20 protein-coding genes are annotated in these 19875 nt (G+C 72.4%); 10 read left to right on the top strand and 10 right to left on the bottom strand.

The features are described from left to right. Positions 1–105: 105 nt before the first annotated feature. The 3 genes from DFQ13_RS04830 to DFQ13_RS04820 are packed head-to-tail and all read left to right on the top strand — an operon-like array spanning position 106 to position 3748. Positions 106–1842 (top strand): SDR family oxidoreductase, encoded by a 1737-nt coding sequence (locus DFQ13_RS04830; protein WP_233438267.1) that lies wholly within the window; start codon positions 106–108, stop codon positions 1840–1842. A 47-nt stretch (positions 1843–1889) separates the two neighbouring features. Beyond that, positions 1890–2744 (top strand): metal-dependent hydrolase, encoded by an 855-nt coding sequence (locus DFQ13_RS04825; protein ID WP_110078973.1) that lies wholly within the window; start codon positions 1890–1892, stop codon positions 2742–2744. Then, positions 2744–3748, top strand: a complete 1005-nt coding sequence (locus DFQ13_RS04820; RefSeq protein WP_110078972.1) for a PDR/VanB family oxidoreductase — start codon at positions 2744–2746, stop codon at positions 3746–3748. The genes DFQ13_RS04825 and DFQ13_RS04820 overlap by 1 nt, the downstream gene beginning before the upstream one ends. On the opposite strand, the gene DFQ13_RS04815 is transcribed toward DFQ13_RS04820, so the two are convergent. The 4 genes from DFQ13_RS04815 to DFQ13_RS04800 all read right to left on the bottom strand — a co-directional run bounded on the left by DFQ13_RS04815 (position 3745) and on the right by DFQ13_RS04800 (position 7583). Next, the gene (locus DFQ13_RS04815) at positions 3745–4128 is read right to left on the bottom strand and encodes a hypothetical protein (RefSeq protein ID WP_146241101.1); all 384 of its coding nucleotides are present in this window, start codon (positions 4126–4128) and stop codon (positions 3745–3747) included. The genes DFQ13_RS04820 and DFQ13_RS04815 overlap by 4 nt on opposite strands. 159 nt (positions 4129–4287) lie before the next feature. Next, complete coding sequence (locus tag DFQ13_RS04810) at positions 4288–5175, bottom strand: coiled-coil domain-containing protein (protein ID WP_110078970.1); 888 nt, start codon at positions 5173–5175, stop codon at positions 4288–4290. A gap of 185 nt (positions 5176–5360) precedes the next feature. Further along, positions 5361–6125, bottom strand: coding sequence for a class F sortase (locus DFQ13_RS04805; protein ID WP_110078969.1), 765 nt, complete (start codon positions 6123–6125; stop codon positions 5361–5363). Between the two features lie 6 nt (positions 6126–6131). Beyond that, positions 6132–7583 (bottom strand): SpaA isopeptide-forming pilin-related protein, encoded by a 1452-nt coding sequence (locus DFQ13_RS04800; protein ID WP_110078968.1) that lies wholly within the window; start codon positions 7581–7583, stop codon positions 6132–6134. 425 nt (positions 7584–8008) lie between these two features. On the opposite strand from DFQ13_RS04800, the gene DFQ13_RS04795 reads away from it, so the two are divergent. The 3 genes from DFQ13_RS04795 to DFQ13_RS35900 all read left to right on the top strand — a co-directional run bounded on the left by DFQ13_RS04795 (position 8009) and on the right by DFQ13_RS35900 (position 10230). Further along, the gene (locus DFQ13_RS04795; protein ID WP_035288021.1) at positions 8009–8821 is read left to right on the top strand and encodes a Bax inhibitor-1/YccA family protein; all 813 of its coding nucleotides are present in this window, start codon (positions 8009–8011) and stop codon (positions 8819–8821) included. 184 nt (positions 8822–9005) lie between these two features. After that, positions 9006–9593, top strand: coding sequence for a Panacea domain-containing protein (locus DFQ13_RS04790; RefSeq protein ID WP_035288023.1), 588 nt, complete (start codon positions 9006–9008; stop codon positions 9591–9593). Further along, entirely contained in the window at positions 9523–10230 is a 708-nt protein-coding gene (locus DFQ13_RS35900; RefSeq protein ID WP_084176309.1) for a Fic/DOC family protein, read from the top strand. The genes DFQ13_RS04790 and DFQ13_RS35900 overlap by 71 nt, the downstream gene beginning before the upstream one ends. On the opposite strand, the gene DFQ13_RS04780 is transcribed toward DFQ13_RS35900, so the two are convergent. Then, positions 10133–11353 (bottom strand): acetyl-CoA C-acetyltransferase, encoded by a 1221-nt coding sequence (locus DFQ13_RS04780; RefSeq protein WP_110078967.1) that lies wholly within the window; start codon positions 11351–11353, stop codon positions 10133–10135. The genes DFQ13_RS35900 and DFQ13_RS04780 overlap by 98 nt on opposite strands. Positions 11354–11450: 97 nt before the next feature. Further along, positions 11451–12263: an SGNH/GDSL hydrolase family protein gene (locus DFQ13_RS04775; RefSeq protein WP_110078966.1), complete on the bottom strand. Its 813-nt coding sequence runs from the start codon at positions 12261–12263 to the stop codon at positions 11451–11453. A 160-nt stretch (positions 12264–12423) separates the two neighbouring features. Between DFQ13_RS04775 and DFQ13_RS04770 the strand changes: the two genes are divergently transcribed. The 3 genes from DFQ13_RS04770 (at position 12424) to DFQ13_RS04760 (ending at position 16498) form a co-directional block, all read left to right on the top strand. Beyond that, on the top strand, positions 12424–13803 hold the full coding sequence (locus DFQ13_RS04770; protein ID WP_110079288.1) for a cystathionine beta-synthase: 1380 nt from the start codon (positions 12424–12426) through the stop codon (positions 13801–13803). Between the two features lie 160 nt (positions 13804–13963). Beyond that, complete coding sequence (locus DFQ13_RS04765) at positions 13964–15202, top strand: hypothetical protein (RefSeq protein ID WP_110078965.1); 1239 nt, start codon at positions 13964–13966, stop codon at positions 15200–15202. Positions 15203–15340: 138 nt separating this feature from the next. Then, the gene (locus DFQ13_RS04760) at positions 15341–16498 is read left to right on the top strand and encodes a cystathionine gamma-synthase (RefSeq protein WP_035288033.1); all 1158 of its coding nucleotides are present in this window, start codon (positions 15341–15343) and stop codon (positions 16496–16498) included. 58 nt (positions 16499–16556) lie between these two features. Here the strand turns inward: DFQ13_RS04760 and DFQ13_RS04755 are convergent, their stop codons facing one another. After that, positions 16557–16793: a hypothetical protein gene (locus DFQ13_RS04755; protein ID WP_052021850.1), complete on the bottom strand. Its 237-nt coding sequence runs from the start codon at positions 16791–16793 to the stop codon at positions 16557–16559. A gap of 118 nt (positions 16794–16911) precedes the next feature. Then, on the bottom strand, positions 16912–18081 hold the full coding sequence (hppD, locus tag DFQ13_RS04750) for a 4-hydroxyphenylpyruvate dioxygenase (RefSeq protein WP_035288038.1): 1170 nt from the start codon (positions 18079–18081) through the stop codon (positions 16912–16914). Positions 18082–18245: 164 nt separating this feature from the next. Here hppD and DFQ13_RS04745 point away from each other — a divergent pair, with 164 nt between their 5' ends. Next, complete coding sequence (locus DFQ13_RS04745; RefSeq protein WP_035288040.1) at positions 18246–18704, top strand: Lrp/AsnC family transcriptional regulator; 459 nt, start codon at positions 18246–18248, stop codon at positions 18702–18704. 61 nt (positions 18705–18765) lie between these two features. On the opposite strand, the gene greA is transcribed toward DFQ13_RS04745, so the two are convergent. Next, complete coding sequence (gene greA / locus DFQ13_RS04740; protein WP_035288042.1) at positions 18766–19260, bottom strand: transcription elongation factor GreA; 495 nt, start codon at positions 19258–19260, stop codon at positions 18766–18768. Positions 19261–19416: 156 nt separating this feature from the next. Beyond that, a complete protein-coding gene (locus DFQ13_RS04735) occupies positions 19417–19857 on the bottom strand; it encodes a DUF4307 domain-containing protein (protein WP_035288044.1) in 441 nt (146 codons plus the stop codon). Between the last annotated feature and the right edge of the window lie 18 nt (positions 19858–19875).

Here is a 19875-nt window from a genome sequence, read left to right as displayed (position 1 = left end):
GACAATGGGCATTGTAACGTTCGGCCCGTCCTGTAACGCCGTTCACATTGCCGACGCCCGGGGGTCGCCGTGGGTACTGAGCCGATTCGGTCGTCGATCACCGGAGTGCGGCGGCGGACCGTGCACCAGGGCGGGGTCGACCTCGCGGTGTTCGAGCAGGGCGACCCCGGTTCGCCGACGGTGCTGCTGGTGCACGGCTACCCCGACACGCACGCCATGTGGGACGGCGTCGCCGAACGGCTCGCCGAGAACCACCACGTCGTCCGCTACGACACCCGCGGCGCGGGGGCGTCCACCGCACCCCGGCGCCGCGCCGCCTACCGGCTGCCGGAACTGGGCGAGGACCTGTTCGCCGTCGCCGACGCGGTCAGCCCGAACCGGCCGGTGCACGTCGTGGCGCACGACTGGGGCTCCATCCAGTCCTGGGAGGCGGTCACCGACCCGCGCGCCGACGCCAGGATCGCCTCGTTCACCTCGATCTCCGGGCCGTGCCTGGACCACGTCGGGCACTGGATGCGCCGCCGCCTCGCCGCCCCCACCCCGGCGAACCTGCGCCAGGCGCTCGGGCAGCTCGCGCACTCCTGGTACATCTACTTCTTCCACATCCCGGTGCTGCCCGCCCTGCTGTGGCGCTCGTTCCTCGGGCCGCGCTGGGGTGCGGTGCTGCACCGCGTCGAGGGCGTGCCGAGGGTGCCGGGGCACCCGGCGCCGACCATCGGCGCGGACGCCGCGCACGGCGTGCAGCTCTACCGGGCCAACGTGTTCCCCCGCCTGGGCTCCCCGCGCACGCGCCGGACCCGGGTGCCGGTGCAGGTCGTCATCCCGACCCGCGACCGGTTCGTCACCGCCGGTCTCGCCGAGGACCTGGAGCGCTGGGTCGACCGCCTGTGGCGGCGCACGCTGCGGGCCTCGCACTGGGCCCCGACGTCGCACCCGGGCGCGGTCGCGCGGATGGTGGAGGAGTTCGTCGACCACGTCGGCGGGGCGCCGATGACCCGCGGCCTGCAACGGGCCAGGGCGGGCGCACCGGAGCGGGGCTTCGAGAACCGCCTGGTCGTCGTCACCGGGGCCGCGCGCGGGATCGGCCGGGCCACCGCCGAGGCGTTCGCCGCCCGCGGCGCCGAGGTCGTCGTCGCCGACGTCGACGGCGACGCCGCCCGGCGGACCGCCGCCGACATCGGCCCCGCCGCCTACCCGTACCGGGTCGACGTCGCCGACGCCGCGGCGGTGCAGGCCTTCGCCGAGGACGTCGCCGACGAGCACGGCGTGCCGGACGTGGTGGTCAACAACGCCGGGATCGGGGTGGCCGGGGCGTTCCTCGACACCACCGAGGAGGACTGGCAACGGGTCGTGGACGTGAACCTGCTCGGCGTGGTGCACGGCTGCCGCTCGTTCGGCGCCATGATGGTCGAGCGGGGCGAGGGCGGGCACGTGGTCAACCTGTCCTCCGCCGCGGCGTACACGATCAGCCGCGCCCTGCCCGCCTACTCGGCGACCAAGGCGGCCGTGCTCGCGCTGTCGGAGTCGCTGCGCGCCGAGTTCGCCGCGCACGGCATCGGGGTCAGCGCCATCTGCCCGGGCATCGTCGCCACCGACATCACCAACACCACCCGCTTCGCCGGGGTGGACGACGTCGAGCAGCAGCGCCTGCGGCGCAAGGCGGGCCGGGCCTACGCCCGCCGCGGGTTCGGCCCGGAACGGGTCGCCGAGGACATCGTCCGCGCGGTCGAGCGCGACAGCGCGGTGGTGCCGGTGACCCCCGAGGCCAAGGTCGGCCGCGTGCTGTCCCGGTTCGCCCCCGGCCTGATGCGCCGCCTGGGCCGGTTGGACGTGATCCGGTGACGGCGGGTCCCACTCGATCGGCTCGTGACCGGCTGGAGGAGGCTCCCGTGCCCGAACCCGCCCTCGTGCTCGCCCCGCGCGCGGTGACCTTCGACTGGTCGGCCGTCCCCGCGCACTGGGTGCCCGGCGAACCGCTGGCCACGCACGTGATGAACACCCTGCACCTGGTCCTGCCCGAGGGCGAGCGCTGGTTCGTGCACGTCTTCGGCCAGGCCCTGCCGCACATCCGCGACGACAAGCTCCGCGAGGAGGTCATCGGCTTCATCGGCCAGGAGGCCGTGCACGCCGAGGCCCACCAGGGCGCCGCGGACCACCTCGCCGCCCAGGGCCTCGACCCGGCGCCGTTCGTGGACCAGGTGTCGTGGCTCTTCCGCACCCTCCTCGGCGACCGCGACCTGCCCGCCCCGGTGGCCCACCAGTGGCTCCTGGAGCGGCTGGCGATGATCGCCGCCATCGAGCACTTCACCGCCGTCCTGGGCCGCTGGGTCCTGCGGGCCCCGCTGGAGCGCGCGGGCGCCGACCCCACCATGGTCGACCTGCTGCGCTGGCACGGGGCCGAGGAGGTCGAACACCGCTCGGTGGCCTTCGACCTGTACGCGCACCTCGACGGCCGCTGGTCGCGCCGGGTCCGGACGATGGCGGTGGCGGGCCCGGTCCTGCTGTGGCTGTTCGCCCGCTGCACCCGCTGGCTCATGCGCAACGACCCCCTGCGCCCCGGCCCCGCCCGCCTCCGCGACGCCCACCGGGCCGCCCGCCGCGGCCTCCTCCCGGACCTGGCGGGCCTGCTGCGCGCCACCTGGCAGTACCTGCCCCGCACGTACCACCCGAGCCAGGACGGGACGACGGACGAGGCGGTCGCCTACCTCGCCACCTCCCCAGCGGCCAGGGCGGCAGCGCGGTGATGAGGACGCCCCCGCCCGCGGTGGCGCCGCCGGACCTCTACGGCCGGGCGCGGCCGGATCGGATGTACCGGCTGCTGCGCCCGGTCGTCGCGGCGCACCTGTGGTTGAGCAAGCGCAGCGTGCGCCGTGGTCGCCCCGTCCCCGCGGTCGACCGCGACCTGCTCGTGGTGGTCTCGGACCGCCGCGTCGAGGCCGACGGGGTGGTCTCGTTGACCCTCACCGCGCCCTCCGGGGACCCGCTGCCGCCGTGGCGGCCCGGCTGCCACCTGGGCGTCCGCCTCCCGTCGGGCCTGCGCAGGCAGTACTCGCTGTGCGGCGACCCGGCCGATCGCGCCTCCTACCGGATCGCGGTGCGCCTGGTCGGGGAGGGTTCCGGCGAGGTCCACTCGGCGGTGCGCGTCGGCACCCCGCTGGTCGTGCGCGGCCCCCGCACCGCGTTCCCCCTGGTCGGCCCCGGACCCCACCTGTTCATCGCGGGCGGCATCGGCATCACCCCGATCCTGCCGATGCTGCGCGCCGCCACCGACTGGCACCTCGTCTACGCGGGCCGCTCCCGCGCCACCATGCCGTTCCTGGCCGAACTCGAACCCCACGGCGACCGGGTCACGGTCCTGACCGGTGTGCCCGCGGCGCCGGAACTCCTGACCCGAGCCCGGCCCGGGACCACTGTCTACGCCTGCGGCCCGCCGCCCATGCTCGACGCGATCAAGGCCCACTGGTCCGGCGCCCTGCACTGCGAGCGCTTCTCTCCGCCGCCGGTGGTCGACGGCGAACCGTTCGAACTGCAACTGGGTCCGGGCGGCCCCGTCGTCCCCGTCGCCGCCGACGAGTCGGCGCTGACGGCCCTGCGCCGCGCCCGCCCGCGGACGGTCTACTCCTGCCAACAGGGGTTCTGCGGCACGTGCAGGCTGAACCTGGTGTCCACAACGGACTCGATGCTCGTCTGCACCGACCGCCGCCCGGGCCGAGTGGTCCTCGACGTCCAGAGCTCCCAGGACTCCTAGGACTTGCGCGCCGTCGCGGCACCGACCAGCACGAGCAGGCTGCCGCACACCGTGTTCCACACCCCGGATTCCAGCGACCCCAGCGACACCACCTCGCGCGCCTGCGCCACCCACCCCAGGCTGACCGCCACCAGCAGCACCCCGCCGACCCGCGCCAGCCCCCGGGACAGCAGCAACCCGTACAGCGACACCAGCCCCGCCACGGCGATCGGCGCGGCCAGCGAGGTCAGCAGCGACGCGGTGTCCCGCGTGACCCCGCCGAACAGGTCCGCGACCGGCAACTCGGTGCCCCGGCGGCCCTCGAACCACGGCCGCGTCACCCCGAACCCGACCGCCACGAGCCCACCGATCCCCAGAAGCCACGACAGCACCATGCGCACCTCCGCATGGTACGGAGCCGCACGTCGGTCGAGGGTCAAAGCCGTGGACCGACCTGGGCGGGCCCGCGGTCCGGACTCCTCAGCCCGCTGCGAGACGGCGGACCGAGCGGCGGCCTCTCCGACGACGAGGGGATCGTTCCCCGGTGACCCGCGCCGGGGTCAGGGGGTGCTGGGGGCAGGCCGCTTGACCGGGGGGAGGTCCGCCAGGTCCTCGGGGGTCTCGGCGGTGAACTCGGCCTCGGCGTCGAGGGGTTCGAGCAGGGAGACGCTGCGGGTGAGCAGGTCGTTGGTGCCGCGCAGGCGGGTGGCGAGCTGCTCGCGCAGGGCGGTCAGGCGCTCGACGACGCTGGTGGCGGCGGCGATGCGCTTGTCGGCCTCGTCGGTGGCCTCCTGGACCAGGCGGGCGGCCTCGCGCTCGGCGGCGGCGCGGTTGCTCTCGATCTCCTCGGCGAGGGCGGCGCGGCGCTCGGCCTGCTGCTCCTGGAACTGCTGCTCCAGGCGCTGGCGCTCGCGCTCGGCCCGGTCGTCGATGTCCTTCTGGCGCTGGTCGGCGACCTTGGTCATCGCGGTGACCTTGGCGCGGGCCTCGTCCATGACCCTCTTGTGCGCGCCGTGCAGCTCGTTGTGCTGGGTGTCGAGGTCGGCCAGCAGCCTGCGGTAGCGGTCGCGCAGGGCGGTGGAGGCCTCCTCGGCGGCGGTCCACGCGGTCTCGGCGGCGGCCTGGGCGCGGGCGTTGACCTCGTTCGCCTGGGCCTTCGCCACCACGACGGCCCGCGCGGCCCGCTCCCCGGCGTTGGGGGCCGACGCCGCCGCGGCGGCGGTGCCGATCTTGTCCAGCCGCTCGGTCAGCGCGTCGATCTCCCGCCGGGCCAGCTCCAGTTGCCCGGACAGCTCGGCCACCTCGGCCCTGGCCTCCCGCACCTGGGCCTCGGACCGCTCGGCGGCGGCCTCGGCCGTCCGCACGTACTCCTTCACCTGGCTGCGGTCGAACCCGTTCCGCACCACGGCGAACCCGGGGTCAGCGTCACGTTCCTGCTGGAAGGCCATGCTGTTGACGGTACCCGGGTGGGGGGTCGCGGTGGGCGCCCGGGGGAAGCATCACTCTGATGTGGGTACCGGTCGATCCGGCCGTCCCGATGATCACCTGTGCCGCCATCGTCCCCCCGCTCCTGCCGGCTCCGGGGACGGGCATCGCACTGGTGCGCGGTGGTGGCGAACAGTTGTCCACAGGGTCAGGCGGGGACCGCGGTGACCACCTGGTTCGACTCGTAGCCGTCGTGCCCGCCGACCCAGCGGCCGCCGCAGGTGACCAGGACCAGGCGGTGCGGGCCGGCTTGGCCGAACAGCTCCTCCGCGCGGACCGGGAGGTCGTCCTTCGCCACCGTGTCGATCTTGGCGACCCGGTAGGCGAAGGTCCGCCCGTCGGCGCCGACCACTGTCACCGCGTCGCCGACGCGGGTGTCCCACAGCTCGGCGAACGGGCCGGTCTGGCCCCTCCAGTTGACGTGCCCGGCCAGCACCGTCGCCCCCGTCGAGGCGTCGAGCCCGGCACCCCACCAGGTGGCCTCGCGCAGCGAGGTGGGCACCGGCAGCGTCGCGCCGGGGCCGAGTTCCTCGCGCACCAGCGTCGCCGTGCCGCCGTGGGCCAGCTTGACCGTGCCCGGTCGCTGGCCGGGGGGCTGCTTGGCGGGCGGCTTCTGCGCGGGCGGCGGCGCGGCGGCGGGCGGGGCGGCCGGGGGAGCCGTTGTCGTCGGCGCGGCGGCGGGCGGTGGGGCCGCGGTGGGGGTTGCCCTGGTCAGGTCGGCCAAGACGTCCTTGCTCTTGGCCGCGGCGGCCCGGACGTCCGGCAGCGACCGCGGCGGCGCGGTCGCGCCCGCGAACGGGATGCCCTCGACCCGGGTCGGTCCGGCCACCGACAGCGCGCCGATCAGGACGATCAGCACGCCCGCCCCACCCGCTGCCGCGGGTGGGGCGAACCGTGGGTTCCGCCGTGCCATGACCGGTCAGTGCCCCCAGTCGCGGCGCATGCTCCGGCTGACGACCCGCTTGCCGCGGGCGGTCTTGAACAGGAAGCCGCCGCCCGCCGCGGCCAGCAGCACCAGGCCGCCGAGCGCGACCAGCAGACCGCTGGAGGGGCCGCCGCCGACCGCCGCCGCGTTCGCGGGCCTGTCCCCCGCCGGGATCACGTGCGGGACGGTCGGGGTGTTGGGCGTGTTCGTCAGCGCCAGGGCGAGGGTCTTGCCGGGTTCGAGCTTCCCGCAGCTCGCCGGTGGGGCGGCCGGGTTGAACGACTGCTCGTAGCCGGGTGCCGCCGCGACCTCCACCACGCAGACGTCCTGCGGGGTCTTGAGGTTCGGGACCTCCACCGTGCCGTCGGCGCCGGTCGTGACGACGACCGCCGCGCCGTCGGTGCCCACCAGCGGCTTGCCGTCCTGGCCGACCGCGGGGGCGGTCTTGTCCGGGCCGGTGACGCGCAACCGCACGCCCGCGATGCCCTTGCCGGTCTTGTCGTCGACCTTGGCGACCTTCACCGCGCCGGGCGCGGTCACCGCGGTGACCTTCTCGGTCGCGGTCAGCGGCTTCTCGCCGCCGGTGCTGACCACCCGCTGGGTGTCGACCTGCACGGCCTGCTGCACCACCGGCCGGTCCGCCGGGCTCAGCAGCGAGATCGCCACGGCCGGGTTCGGGCCGGTCGGGGTGACCGCGAGGTCGATGCCCGAGCCGTCCGCCCGGGTCGCCAGCGCCACCTCGGCCTTGCCCTCGACGGTGGCGTCGGTGAGCTTGATCGTCACCGGGACCTCCGACACGCCCTTGCCCGCGGCGTTGCGGACCTCCACGGTCCACTTGTCCGGCGTGCCGATGACCTGCGCGGCGCTCGGCTTGGTGATCTTCGTGGTCCACGGGCCGTGGTTGGCGGTGGCGTCGGCCTTGAGCTTGTCGACGGTGGTCTGCGCGCTCGCGGGCAGCTTCGACAGGTGGAACGACGGGTCGTAGGCGACGTTGCGGAAGTCCGCCTCCGGGCTGAGCTGGTCCGGGCTCTGCGGGGCCGCCGTCCAGGTGTGCAGCAGGTGCGCCAGCGCCGCGGCCTCGTCCGCGCTCTTGGTGTTGGTGTAGCGCAGCAGCAGGTAGGAGATGTCCGCCGCGACGTCGGGGGCCAGTTCCGTGCCCCACTTGGTCTTGAGCGCCTCGCCGGGCTGGTACTGCTCGTCGGTGTCCGGCGCCAGGTGCGCGTACTGCACGCACCAGACCTGCTTGCCGTTGACGATGTACGAGCCGAGCCAGTCGGAGGTCTCCGGGTTGCCCTTGTACGGCTGCGACGGCGAGGTCGCGTAGCCCAGGCCCTGCTGGATGGCGGCGGCGGCGGTGGGGGCGCCCGCGACGAGGGCGGCACCGGCGAGCAGCGCCACGCCGGACACCCCCGCGGTCAACCGGGCGGCGAGAGTGGTTCGCGCCATGGGTGGATCGGCTCCTTGCCGCGCCTTCGGCAGCGCACGCCTCGGCGCTCGACGTCAGGGACGAGCAGGCGCGCGGAACAACCCGGCGACGGGGAGTGGCCGGGTGGACACAGGGAGCGCACCACGGGTAACCCTGGTGCCTGCGGCCACCGCGCACAATCCACCGACCGTGCGAACTCCGTCACTGGCCAGGGTGAAACTTCCCCGGGAAGCGCTCGCCGGGTGGCGGTGCCCGCCCCCGGATGGCGGATCGCCCGGTCGGGAAGCGCCAGGTCCGGTCACCCAGCGCGTCCGGATCGGGAATACCGGGTTCGCGCTGGTCGTTGCGCCGGATGTGGGTAAAGTGGGTTTTACCCACGGGAACCGGTCGGCCGGGTCGATCGTTGACTCCCTGAAGGCGCCAGCAAGGCCCTATGGAGGATCAGGTGCGTTCTACCAGCAACCCCGCATTCCGCAACCTGCCGGTCGGCAGCGGCGGCTACGCGGGATTCCAGCAGCAGGCCCAGGGCTACCCGCAGGCGGCGCCCGGCTACGGCGGCTACCAGCAGCCGGTCTCCGACGACCGCCCGATGACCGTGGACGACGTGGTCACCAAGACCGCGATGACCCTGGGCCTGGCCCTCGTCGTCGGCATCATCACCGCCGTCGCGGTGCTCGGCGAGGTGATCAGCCCCTACCCGCCGATGATCATCGGTCTGATCGTCGGCCTGGTGCTCTCGCTCGTCATCATCTTCAAGAAGCTCCCGAGCCCCGCCCTGGTGCTGGGCTACTCCGCGGCCGAGGGCCTGTTCCTCGGCGCGATCACCGGGGTCTTCGAGTACCTCGTCCCCGGCGTGGCCCTGCAGGCGATCCTGGGCACCGCCCTGGTGTTCGGCGCGATGCTGGTCGTCTACAAGACCGGCGCGGTCAAGGTCACCCCCCGCCTCACCAAGTGGATCATCGGCGCCACCGCCGCGGCGGCGGGCCTGATGCTGATCAACCTGGTGCTCTCGCTCTTCGGCGTCGACATGGGCATCCGCGGCGAGACGGCCACCCCGCTGACGATCGGCATCAGCCTGCTGTTCATCGGCATCGCCGCCTTCAACTTCCTGCTCGACTTCGACATGGCGGACCAGATGATCCGCACCGGCACGCCGTCCAAGTTCGCGTGGTACGTGGCCTTCGGCCTGATGACCACCCTGGTCTGGCTGTACCTGGAAATGCTCCGACTGCTGTACATGCTGCAGAGCAGCGACTGACAGCGGTCGTTCCCAGGGGCAGGGCGTTCGGCATCGGCCGGGCGCCCTGTTTCGCTTTTCCCGCAGATGCTGCGATCGGCCTTGACGGGGCGTGAGCTTGTTCCCCGAGGGTGTCTCGTCGGGTGGTTACCCCTGCTCAACTGCGGTTACGCTGGTTTGACGGTGCTGCTGAGAGGAGGTTGGGATGGCGCGTGTCGACGACGTGGCGGCAGCTGTACTGGAAAAGACCGGTGCGGTGACGACGATGAAGCTCCAGAAACTCGTGTACTACTGTCAGGCCTGGCATCTGGTCCGCACCAAGCAAGCCATGTTCGAGGACAGGATCGAAGCGTGGCCGCAGGGGCCGGTGGTGAAGTCCCTCTTCCTCAAGCACCGTGGACAGCTCTTGGTCGGAGCCTGGCCCGGAGACGCCCGCAACCTCGATGTCGAAGAACGGGCGACGCTCGACTGGGTTCACCAGAAGTACGGCAAGCTCTCCGCGGAATCTCTCTCCGGCATGACGCACATCGAGTCTCCGTGGAAGAACGCCAGAGGGCTTTCGGGCCCGGAAGAGAAGAGTTCTGAAGAGATCACCAAGGAGCAGATCCACCACTACTACGCCAGACAGGTGGTCGACCCCGAGCAGGCTGTCGCCTACGCGGCGGCGAACGCGGCCATCGAAGGCGTCGAGTTCGACGACGACTGGCAGGCCGTGCTGAGGTCTGTCGCGAACTCGACCGTATCGCCCGACGACGCGATCCGAGCGGAGATCGAGCGGGCTCTGCGCACGTGAGCGATCCGTACCTCTTGTCGAGCTGGCGAGGACGACCATTCCCGGCGAGTACAACTCCCAGCACCTCCAGGCCTTTCACCGCCATCTGTTCCGGGACGTGTACGACTGGGCGGGCGATTTTCGGACGGTCGACATCTCCAAGGGCAATGTCCGATTCGCGCACTGGAACTACTTGAACGACTCGGTTTCCGCTGTGCTGGGTCAACTGAAGGATGACTACTGGCTGGCCAACCTGCGTCGGGACCACTTCATCAAGCGACTCGCCTTCTACTACGGCGAACTGAACGTCTGTCATCCGTTTCGCGAAGGGAACGGACTTACGCAGCGCGCGTTCTTGCGACAACTCTCCGCCTCGGCTGGATGGCGCCTCGACTGGACGGAACTTCCTCCCCGAGGGCAACATCCGCGCCTCCGAGCACTATGTCCACACAGGGCGCAGCGAACCGCTGGTCGACATCCTCGATGCGGTCGTGGTCAAGATCTGACATGCGAACGGCCCCACCCGCCACGGGCGGATGGGGCCGTTCGGCGTGCCCGGACTAGCTCAGGCGCTCGAGGACCATGGCCATGCCCTGGCCGCCGCCGACGCACATCGTCTCCAGGCCGAACTGCTTGTCGTGCCACTGGAGGCTGTTGATCAGGGTGGTGGCGATGCGGGCGCCGGTCATGCCGAAGGGGTGGCCGACGGCGATGGCGCCGCCGTTGACGTTGAGCCTGTCCTCCGGGATGCCGAGGTCGCGGGCCGAGGGGAGGACCTGGGCGGCGAACGCCTCGTTGATCTCGAACAGGTCGATGTCGCCGACCGACAGGCCCGCCTTGGCGAGGGCCTTCTTCGACGCCTCGACCGGGCCGAGGCCCATGATCTCCGGGGACAGGCCGGAGACGCCGGTGGAGACGATGCGGGCGAGCGGGGTCAGGCCCAGCTCCTTGGCCTTGGTGTCGGACATGATCACCAGGGCCGCCGCGCCGTCGTTGAGCGGGCAGCAGTTGCCCGCGGTGACTCGGCCGTCGGGGCGGAAGACCGGCTTGAGGGTGGCCGTCTTCTCATAGGTGATGCCGGGGCGGGGGCCGTCGTCGGTGTCGACCACGGTGCCGTCGGGGAGGGTGACCGGGACGATCTCGCGGGCCCAGAAGCCGGACTTGATGGCTTCCTCGGCGAGGTTCTGCGACCGCACGCCGAAGTGGTCCATGTCCTCGCGGGTGACGCCCTTGAGCAGCGCCAGGTTCTCCGCGGTCTGGCCCATGGCGATGTAGGCGTCGGGCAGCAGGCCGTCCTGGCGCGGGTCGTGCCACTCCGACGCGCCCTTCTCGGCGACGGCGGCGGTGCGGTCGGTGGCCTCGGCGAACAGCGGGTTGTGCGTGTCCGGCCACGAGTCGGAGCTGCCCTTGGCGAAGCGGGACACCGTCTCCACGCCCGCGGAGATGAACACGTCGCCCTCGCCCGCCTTGATCGCGTGCAGCGCCATCCGCGTGGTCTGCAGCGAGGACGCGCAGTAGCGGGTGACGGTGCACCCGGGCAGGTGGTCGTAGCCCGCGAGCACGGCGACGATCCGGCCCAGGTTGAAGCCCTGCTCGCCGCCGGGCAGGCCGCAGCCGAGCATCAGGTCGTCGATGTCGCGGGGGTCCAGGGCGGGCACCTTGTCCAGCGCGGCCTTGACCATCCGCGCGGCCAGGTCGTCGGGTCGGATGTCGACCAGCGAACCCTTGCCCGCCCGGCCGATCGGGGACCGGGCGGCGGAGACGATGACAGCCTCTGGCATGGGGGGCACTCCTTCAGCGGGGCAGCACGACGACAGCGATGTTACTCGCAGGTAACCAAACGGCAAGTGTGGCGTCGTCCGCGGCCGCGGCACGCGGTCAGCGGGCTCTGCGGACGCCCGCGGCGGCGCAGAGGGGAGCGAGCATGACCTCGGCCGCCAGGGCGTAGCCCGCGCCGTTGGGGTGGAAGCGGTCGCCGCTGAACAGGTCCTGCGGGCGGGCCAGGAAGTGCGGGGCGAGCAGGGCGGCCAGCGGGACCGAGGTGGCCCCGGTGCTCGACAGCTCCCGGGCCTGCGCCCTGGCCAGCGCCAGGCTCCAGCGGCGGGCGACCGCGCGCAGCGGCTGCGGGATGGGGACGATCGCGCCCAGGTCGGGGCAGGTGCCGACGACGACCGCGGTGCCCGCCGCGATCAGGCGGCGCACCTGGGCGGCCAGCAGGGCCGCCGAGGCGTTCGGGCCGAGCCGGGCGGTGACGTCGTTGCCGCCGACGATGACGACCGCGACGTCCGGGGGGTGCCGCAGGGCCTCGTCGACCTGGGGGGCGAGGCCGGTGGTGCGGGAGCCGCCGACGGCATGGGTGGTGAGGCGGACCGGGCGGCCGGACTCCGCGGCCAGGCCCCTGGCCAGCAGGACGCCGGGGAGCAGGTCCGGGCTCTCCGCGCCCAGGCCCGCCGCGGTGGAGTCGCCCAGGACGGCGAGGGTGATCAGGTGCCGGGCGTCGGCCAGGGGCAGGGGGCCGGTGCCGTCGGGCAGGTGGCAGCCGTCGGCGTTGGGGGGCAGGTCGACCGGGGCGCCGATCACCGTGCGCGCCTGCCGGGACTGGCTGGTGAGCAGCGACCAGGCCGCGCCGGACAGCCCGCCCACCGAGCCCGCGGCCAGCGCCAGTGCCCGGAGTCCCCGGGTTCCGACCATGGGTGCCCTCCATCCGCCGGGGGCGGTCGCTCCGGACGCGTCGCTCGAACCAGGGGTTTCCTCGTCGCCGAAGACAGTGACCCGGGGCCTCGACCCTAGTGGGCGGTTAGGGTGAGCGGCAGGCCCGAATGGTGTGATCAAACCGCAGAAGGAGCGCCCGGTGGAGTACGTCGAGCACATCATCGATCTCGTCGGCGACACGCCGCTGGTGAAGCTGAACACCATGGCCGCGGGGCTCAAGCCCACCGTGCTGGCCAAGGTCGAGTACTTCAACCCCGGCGGCAGCGTCAAGGACCGGATCGCCGTGCGCATGGTGGAGGCGGCGGAGAAGTCCGGGGCGCTGCGGCCCGGCGGGACGATCGTGGAGCCCACCTCCGGCAACACCGGGGTGGGGCTGGCCCTGATCGCCCAGCGCAAGGGCTACAAGTGCGTCTTCGTCTGCCCGGACAAGGTCAGCGAGGACAAGCGCAACGTCCTCAAGGCCTACGGCGCCGAGGTCGTGGTCTGCCCGACCTCGGTGGCCCCCGAGCACCCCGACTCCTACTACAACGTCTCCGACCGGCTGGTCCGCGAGATCGAGGGCGCCTGGAAGCCCAACCAGTACGCCAACGAGGAGAACCCGGCCAGCCACTACCACTCCACCGGCCCGGAGCTGTGGAAGCAGACCGACGGGCGGATCACGCACTTCGTCGCGGGTGTCGGCACCGGCGGGACGATCTCCGGCACCGGCCGCTACCTCAAGGAGGTCTCCGACGGCCGGGTCCAGGTCATCGGCGCCGACCCGGAGGGCTCGGTGTACTCCGGCGGGTCCGGTCGGCCGTACCTGGTCGAGGGCGTCGGCGAGGACTTCTGGCCGACCACCTACGACCGCGACGTCGCCGACGAGATCATCGCGGTGAGCGACCGCGAGTCCTTCGAGGTGACCCGGCGCCTGGCCCGCGAGGAGGGCCTGCTGGTCGGCGGCTCCTGCGGGATGGCCGCCGCGGCGGCGCTGCGGCTGGCCGAGCGGCTCGGCCCGGACGACGTGGTGGTCGTGCTGCTGCCCGACGGCGGCCGCGGCTACCTGTCGAAGGTCTTCAACGACTCGTGGATGAGCCAGTACGGCTTCCTGCCGCCCGAGCACACCGGCGCCACCGTCGGCGACGTGCTGCGCCGCAAGGCCGGGACGAGCAGCGCGCTGCCCGACTTCATCCACGGCCACCCCACCGAGACCGTGGCCGACGCGGTGGCGATCCTGCGCGAGTACGGGGTCAGCCAGATGCCCGTGGTCAACGCCGAGCCCCCGGTCATGGCGGCCGAGATCGTCGGCGCGGTCAACGAGAAGGACCTGCTCGACGCGCTGTTCACCGGCAAGGCCGAACTGGCCGACACCCTCGACCGGCACATGGGCGCCCCGCTGCCCACGATCGGTGCCGGGGAGCAGGTCAAGTCCGCCATGGAGGCGCTGGCCGAGGCCGACGCGGCGCTGGTCCTGCTGGACGGCAAGCCCGCGGGCGTGGTGACCCGGCAGGACCTGCTGGGCTTCCTGGCCCGCCGGTGACGGCGCGCGGGCGCGGGGCCCACCGCGCCCGCGCATTCCGCACCGCGCCCGCGCGCACGCTGCGTCGCTGTCGAGGTACTACCGGCACTCGGATGGCGTATCCGATAGCGTTACCGCCCAGACAAGCTGACATTCCAGGTCAAAAGGGGTGGAGAACCCGATGAGCGCTCCCCAGCCGCCCAACCCGCCGTGGCAGGGCGGGCAGCCCCAGCAGGAGCCGGGGCAGTCCGGACCCGAGTACACCGCACCCCCGGGTGACACGGCAGGCGCCGACGGCGTGGAGCGCACCCAGGCGATCCGCCCCGGTCAGCCCGTTCCCGGCCAGGACGAGTCCGACCGCACCCAGGTCGTGCAGCCGGGGCAGACCGGTGCCCAGCCCGGCGGTGGCGACGCGACCCAGATGGTGCCCCCGGGCTCGGTCCCGCAGTCGCCGCCGTACGCCCCGCCGCCCAGCGCCGCGGACCTGTCCTCGCCCGCGGGCGGCTTCGGCCAGCCGCCGAACCCGTACGGGCAGCAGCAGCCGGGCCAGTTCGGCCAGCAGCCGCCGCCCGGGCAGTACGGGCAGCCCCAGCAGCAGAACCCGTACGGCCAGCCCGGCCCGTACGGCCAGCCGCAGGGCGGGTTCGCCCAGCAGGGCGGCCTCGGCTACGCGCCGCAGATGGGCGGGCAGGGCGCCAACACCGGCGTGATCGCCACGGTCATCCAGGGCGCGGTCGCGCTGCTCGGCCTGATCAGCCTGATCCTGTCGATCGTGTCGCTGTCGTCGGTGATCAAGTCGGCTTCCTACGACCCGGCCGACGGCTGCGACACGCTCAGCGACCCCGACCTGCGCGCCTCCTGCGTCTCCGCGGCGAACCGGTACGCCGGTGACGTCGGCGGTGCGAGCGCGCTGAGCGTCATCATCGCCGTCGTCCTGCTGCTGGCCTCGGCCGCGGCGCTCGCGGGCGCGGTGCTGCTGTTCCTGAAGAAGACGAACTTCGCGCACCTGCTGGTGCTCGGCGGTGGCGCGGGCCTGTTGATCCTGTCGATCGTGCTGGGCGCGTCGTACTACTTCACCGGTGGCGTCATCACGATCCTGGTGTTCGGCCTGCTGATCACGGCCGCGGGCGCGCTGTGGTTCTTCCCGCAGACCAAGCCGTTCCTGGTGTCGAACCAGCCGCTCGGCGGCCTCGGCGGCGGCCCCAAGCCGCCCGCCGGCCCCGGCGGCTACGGCCAGCCCCAGCAGCACAACCCGTACGGCCCGCCCCCGGGACAGCAGCAGCACAACCCGTACGGGCAGCAGCAGCCGGGCCAGTTCGGCCAGCAGCCGCCGCCGGGGCAGTACGGGCAGCCGCAGCAGCAGAACCCCTACGGGCAGCCGCCCGGTGGCCAGCCGCAGCAGCCGCCGCAGCAGTGGTGATCCACCAGTCCTCCCCGATGGGCCCCGACCGACCGGTCGGGGCCCATCGGCGTACTAGCCCCTTTTGGGCTTTCATTCCCCACAGTGGGAAACCTCCCGAATACTGGGCGCCATCCGGTGGACCCGTAACCTGGACACATGGCTGAAGACACGTCGCGTTGGGGCTTCGAGACCCGGGCTATCCACGCGGGTCAGGACCCGGACCCGCGCACCGGAGCGGTCATCGTCCCGATCTACGCCACCTCCACCTTCGCCCAGGACGGCGTGGGCGGTGTGCGCGACGGCGGCTACGAGTACTCCCGCACCGCGAACCCGACCCGCAGCGCGCTGGAGCAGGCACTGGCCTCTTTGGAGGGTGGGCGGCACGGGCTGGCCTTCGCCTCCGGCATGGCCGCCGCCGACATCGCGCTGCGGTCGATGACCCGGCCCGGTGACCACGTGGTGCTCGGCAGCGACGCCTACGGCGGCACGTTCCGGCTGCTGGACAAGGTCCTGTCGCTGTGGGGCGTGGAGTACACCCCGGTCGAGCTGTCCGACATCGACGCCACCCGCGCCGCGATCCGGCCGAACACCAAGGTGGTCTGGTCGGAGACGCCGACGAACCCGCTGCTGGGCATCGCCGACATCGCCGCGCTGGCCGCGGTGTCCGCCGAGGCGGGCGCCAAGCTGGTCATCGACAACACCTTCGCCACCCCGTACCTGCAGTCCCCGTTGGGCCTGGGCGCCGACGTGGTGCTGCACTCCACCACCAAGTACCTCGGCGGGCACTCCGACGTGGTCGGCGGCGCGCTGATCACCTCCGACGACGAGCTGCACGAGAAGTTCGCGTTCCTGCGCAACGCCGCGGGCGCGGTGCCCAGCCCGTTCGACTCCTGGCTGGTGCTGCGCGGGGCGAAGACGCTGGCGCTGCGGATGGAGCGGCACAGCGACAACGCCGAGCGCGTGGTCGAGGCGCTGCTCAGCCACGACAAGGTCACCAAGGTCTACTACCCGGGCCTGGTCGACCACCCCGGGCACGAGATCGCCGCGAAGCAGATGCGCCGCTTCGGCGGCATGGTCTCCTTCGCGGTGCAGGGCGGCGAGCGGGCCGCGCTGGACATCGCGGCGCGGACGAAGCTGTTCATCCTGGGCGAGTCGCTCGGCGGCATCGAGTCGCTGATCGAGCACCCGGGCAAGATGACCCACGCGAGCACCGCCGGGTCGCCGTTGCAGGTGGCCGGGGACATCCTGCGCATCTCGGTCGGCATCGAGGACAGCACCGACCTGGTCGGCGACCTGCTCTACGCCCTCGACTGAGGCTCCGCACACGTGAAGAGGCCCCCGTCCTGGTGGACGGGGGCCTCTTCACGTGTGTTCAGGGACTGACCTGGCGGAGCCGGTCGATGCCCGCGCCCGGGTCGGCGCCGGGCTCGTGGCCGGTCGGCTCCGGGGCCCGGGGCAGGTCGTCGGGGTCGAGGCAGCCGCCGACCAGCTCGACCTGGGAGCCGCGCTGGACGTACTCGCCCGCGGTCGCGCAGCCCGCGCTGCCGACGGTGAACACCGCCACGCCCGCCAGGGTGAGCGCCGCCGCGGCCGCGGAGGCCAAGGCCACCGCTCCCGTCGATCGTGTGCCGCGCGCCATGCCACTCGCTCCCGGTTCCGGACTTCTTCACCGGGAGCCTACTCCCCGGTCGGTTCAGGCACCTGAGGAGTGGCTGAGACGGCCCGGCCTAGAGGTTGCCGCGCCGGTCCTGCTCGCGCTCGATGGCCTCGAACAGGGCCTTGAAGTTGCCCTTGCCGAAGCCCAGCGAGCCGTGCCGCTCGATCATCTCGTAGAACACCGTGGGCCGGTCGCCGATCGGCTTGGTGAAGATCTGCAGCAGGTAGCCGTCCTCGTCGCGGTCGACCAGGATCGCGTTGGCCTTGAGCACCTCGATCGGCACCCGGACCTCGCCGATGCGCGCGCGCAGCTCGGGGTCCTCGTAGTAGGAGTCCGGCACGTCGAGGAACTCCACGCCCGCCGCGCGCATGGCGGCGACGGTGCCGATGATGTCGTTGGTGGCCAGCGCGATGTGCTGGCAGCCGGGGCCGCCGTAGAACTCCAGGTACTCGTCGATCTGCGACTTCTTCTGCGCGATCGCGGGCTCGTTCAGCGGGAACTTGACCCGGTGGTTGCCGTTGGAGACGACCTTGCTCATCAGCGCCGAGTACTCGGTGGCGATGTCGTCGCCGACGAACTCCGCCATGTTCACGAAGCCCATCACGCGGTTGTACCAGTCGACCCAGTGGTCCATCTTGCCCAGCTCGACGTTGCCGACGCAGTGGTCGACGGCCTGGAAGATGCGCTTGGGGGCGTCGGCGGGCCGGGTCAGCGTGCCCTGCTTGGCGACGTAACCGGGCAGGTACGGGCCCTGGTAGCGGGACCGGTCGACCAGGGTGTGCCGGGTCTTGCCGTAGGTGGCGATGGCGGCGACGCGCACCGTGCCGTGCTCGTCGGACACGTCGTGCGGCTCCTCCAGCACGGTCGCCCCCTCGCGCCGGGCGTGCTCGACGCACTTGTCGACGTCGACGACCTCCAGGGCCAGGTCGGTGACCCCGTCGCCGTGCTCGCGCTGGTGGTCGAGCAGCGGGCTCTTGGGGTCCACCCCGCCCTTGATGACGAACCGCGCGGAACCGGACTTGAGCACGTAGGACTTGTGGTCCCGGTTGCCGGTCTCGGGCCCGGAGTAGGCGACCAGGGTCATCCCGAAGGCGGCCTGGTAGAACAGCGACGTCTGGGTCGCGTTGCCGACCACGAACACCACCGCGTCCATCGCCTTCACCGGGAACGGGTCGCGGCTCTCGTCGTAGTCGACCAAGCCGACGAGCTGGCGGAGCTGGTCGTAGCTCACCTCGTCCATCGCACGGGTCACGGCGGTGTCCTCCTTCTCGGGTCTGCGGTACCTCCGAGCATCCGGCGACCGGTCAGGATGTGCAAGAGCCGTCGATTTCACTGGGCAGGTTGCCTGGTGTTCACCGGTCAACCTGCGGCAAAGTGGACAGCGTGACCAGGGAGGAACCGGCGATGGACGCTTTGGACGCACGCCTGCTGCTGCTGTTGACCGACGAACCCCGGCTGGGCGTGCTGGAGTGCTCCCGCAGGCTCGGGGTGGCGCGCGGCACGGTGCAGGCCCGGATGGACCGCCTGGAGGCGCGCGGGGTCCTCGTCGGCTTCCCACCCGCCCTGGACCTGGCGGCGATGGGCTACGGCCTCACGGCGTTCGCGGTGCTGGAGATCGCCCAGGGCAAGCGCGCCTCGGTCGCGGGCCGCCTGCGCGACATCCCGGAGGTCTGCGAGGTCCACGCCACCACCGGCGAGGGCGACCTCCTGGTCCGCATGGTCGCCAAGGACAACGACGACCTGCAACGGGTGATCGACCAGGTCGTGGACGTCGAGTGGGTCCGCCGCACCTCCACCTCGATCGCCCTGTCCACCCCGGTCCCGCCGAGGGTGCGCCCACTGTTGGAGCGGATGGTGCGGTAGGCCCCGGACGAGCACCGAGGCCCCCGCCGGGTTCGGCGGGGGCCTCGGTCGAGTTCGGGACTCAGCCCTCGTACGGCACGGCCTTGTTCAGGGCCACCTTCTGGATCTTGCCGTTGGGGAGCGCGTACTCGCGGGTCTCGCCCTCCTTGGCGCCCAGCAGCGCGCGGCCGAGGGGCGACTCGGGGGAGTAGACCTCGATCGAGCCCTCGCCGCCCTCCTCGCGGGTGGCGAGGAGGAAGGTCTCGTCCTCGTCGTCGCCCTCGTAGCGCACGGTCAGCACCATGCCGGGGCCCGCGATGCCGTTGGCGGGGGGCGTCTCGCCGACCTTGGCCCCGCGCAGGAGCTCCTGGAGGTGGCGGATGCGGGCCTCCTGCTGGCCCTGCTCCTCGCGGGCGGCGTGGTAGCCGCCGTTCTCCTTGAGGTCGCCTTCCTCGCGGCTGGTGTTGATCTTCTGCGCGATGACCGGGCGGTTCTCAATCAGCTCGTCGAGCTCCTGCTTGAGCCGGTTGTAGGCCTCCTGGGTAAGCCAGGTCACCTGGGTGTCGCTCACGGTCACCAACTCCTCGTCGTACCAGGCAGTCCCGGGTTTCGTGGTACACCCGGGATGTGAAAAACACGGCCCGCCTAGGGGCCGTGCAGATGAATCAGAATACCATGCCTGCGCGTGCTAAATAGCCCGAAATGTCCGTTTCGGGCCTGCTCGGCGCGGAGTTCACCCCGTTGGCGGCTGACCTGTGGACAGGTAGGCGGGCACCTGGTAGGAGCAGCCGAACACATCGGCCGTGACCGGCTCGGACGTGCTGCGGATGACCGTCGACACCCGCGACACCTCCGGTCCGGCGGGCACCAGCACCTCCTTGCGGCCGCCCTCGTTGCCGTCGATGCCCCGGGTGCGCACCACGCACACGGCGGGCCGCTCCGGGGTCGCGCGGGTCACCTCGAAGGTCAGCCGCATCCGGTTGTCCGGCAGGTTCTCGAACGCGGCCCGCTCGGTCTCGATCGGCGCGGACCCCAGGTTGGTGTAGGCCAGCCACGCGACGACCGCGCCGAGCGCCAGCCCGCAGGCGGTCAGCACCACGACGGTCCGCCGCGACCGGGGTGCCTTCGCCTTGCCGTAGCGGCCCTCCGGGAGGCCCCGGGTCGCCGTGCTCATCGTGCGGTCACCGACATA

This window comes from Actinokineospora spheciospongiae (assembly GCF_003182415.1).
Classification (GTDB): Bacteria; Actinomycetota; Actinomycetes; order Mycobacteriales; family Pseudonocardiaceae; genus Actinokineospora; species Actinokineospora spheciospongiae.
This window is presented reverse-complemented; position numbering and strand designations above follow the sequence as displayed.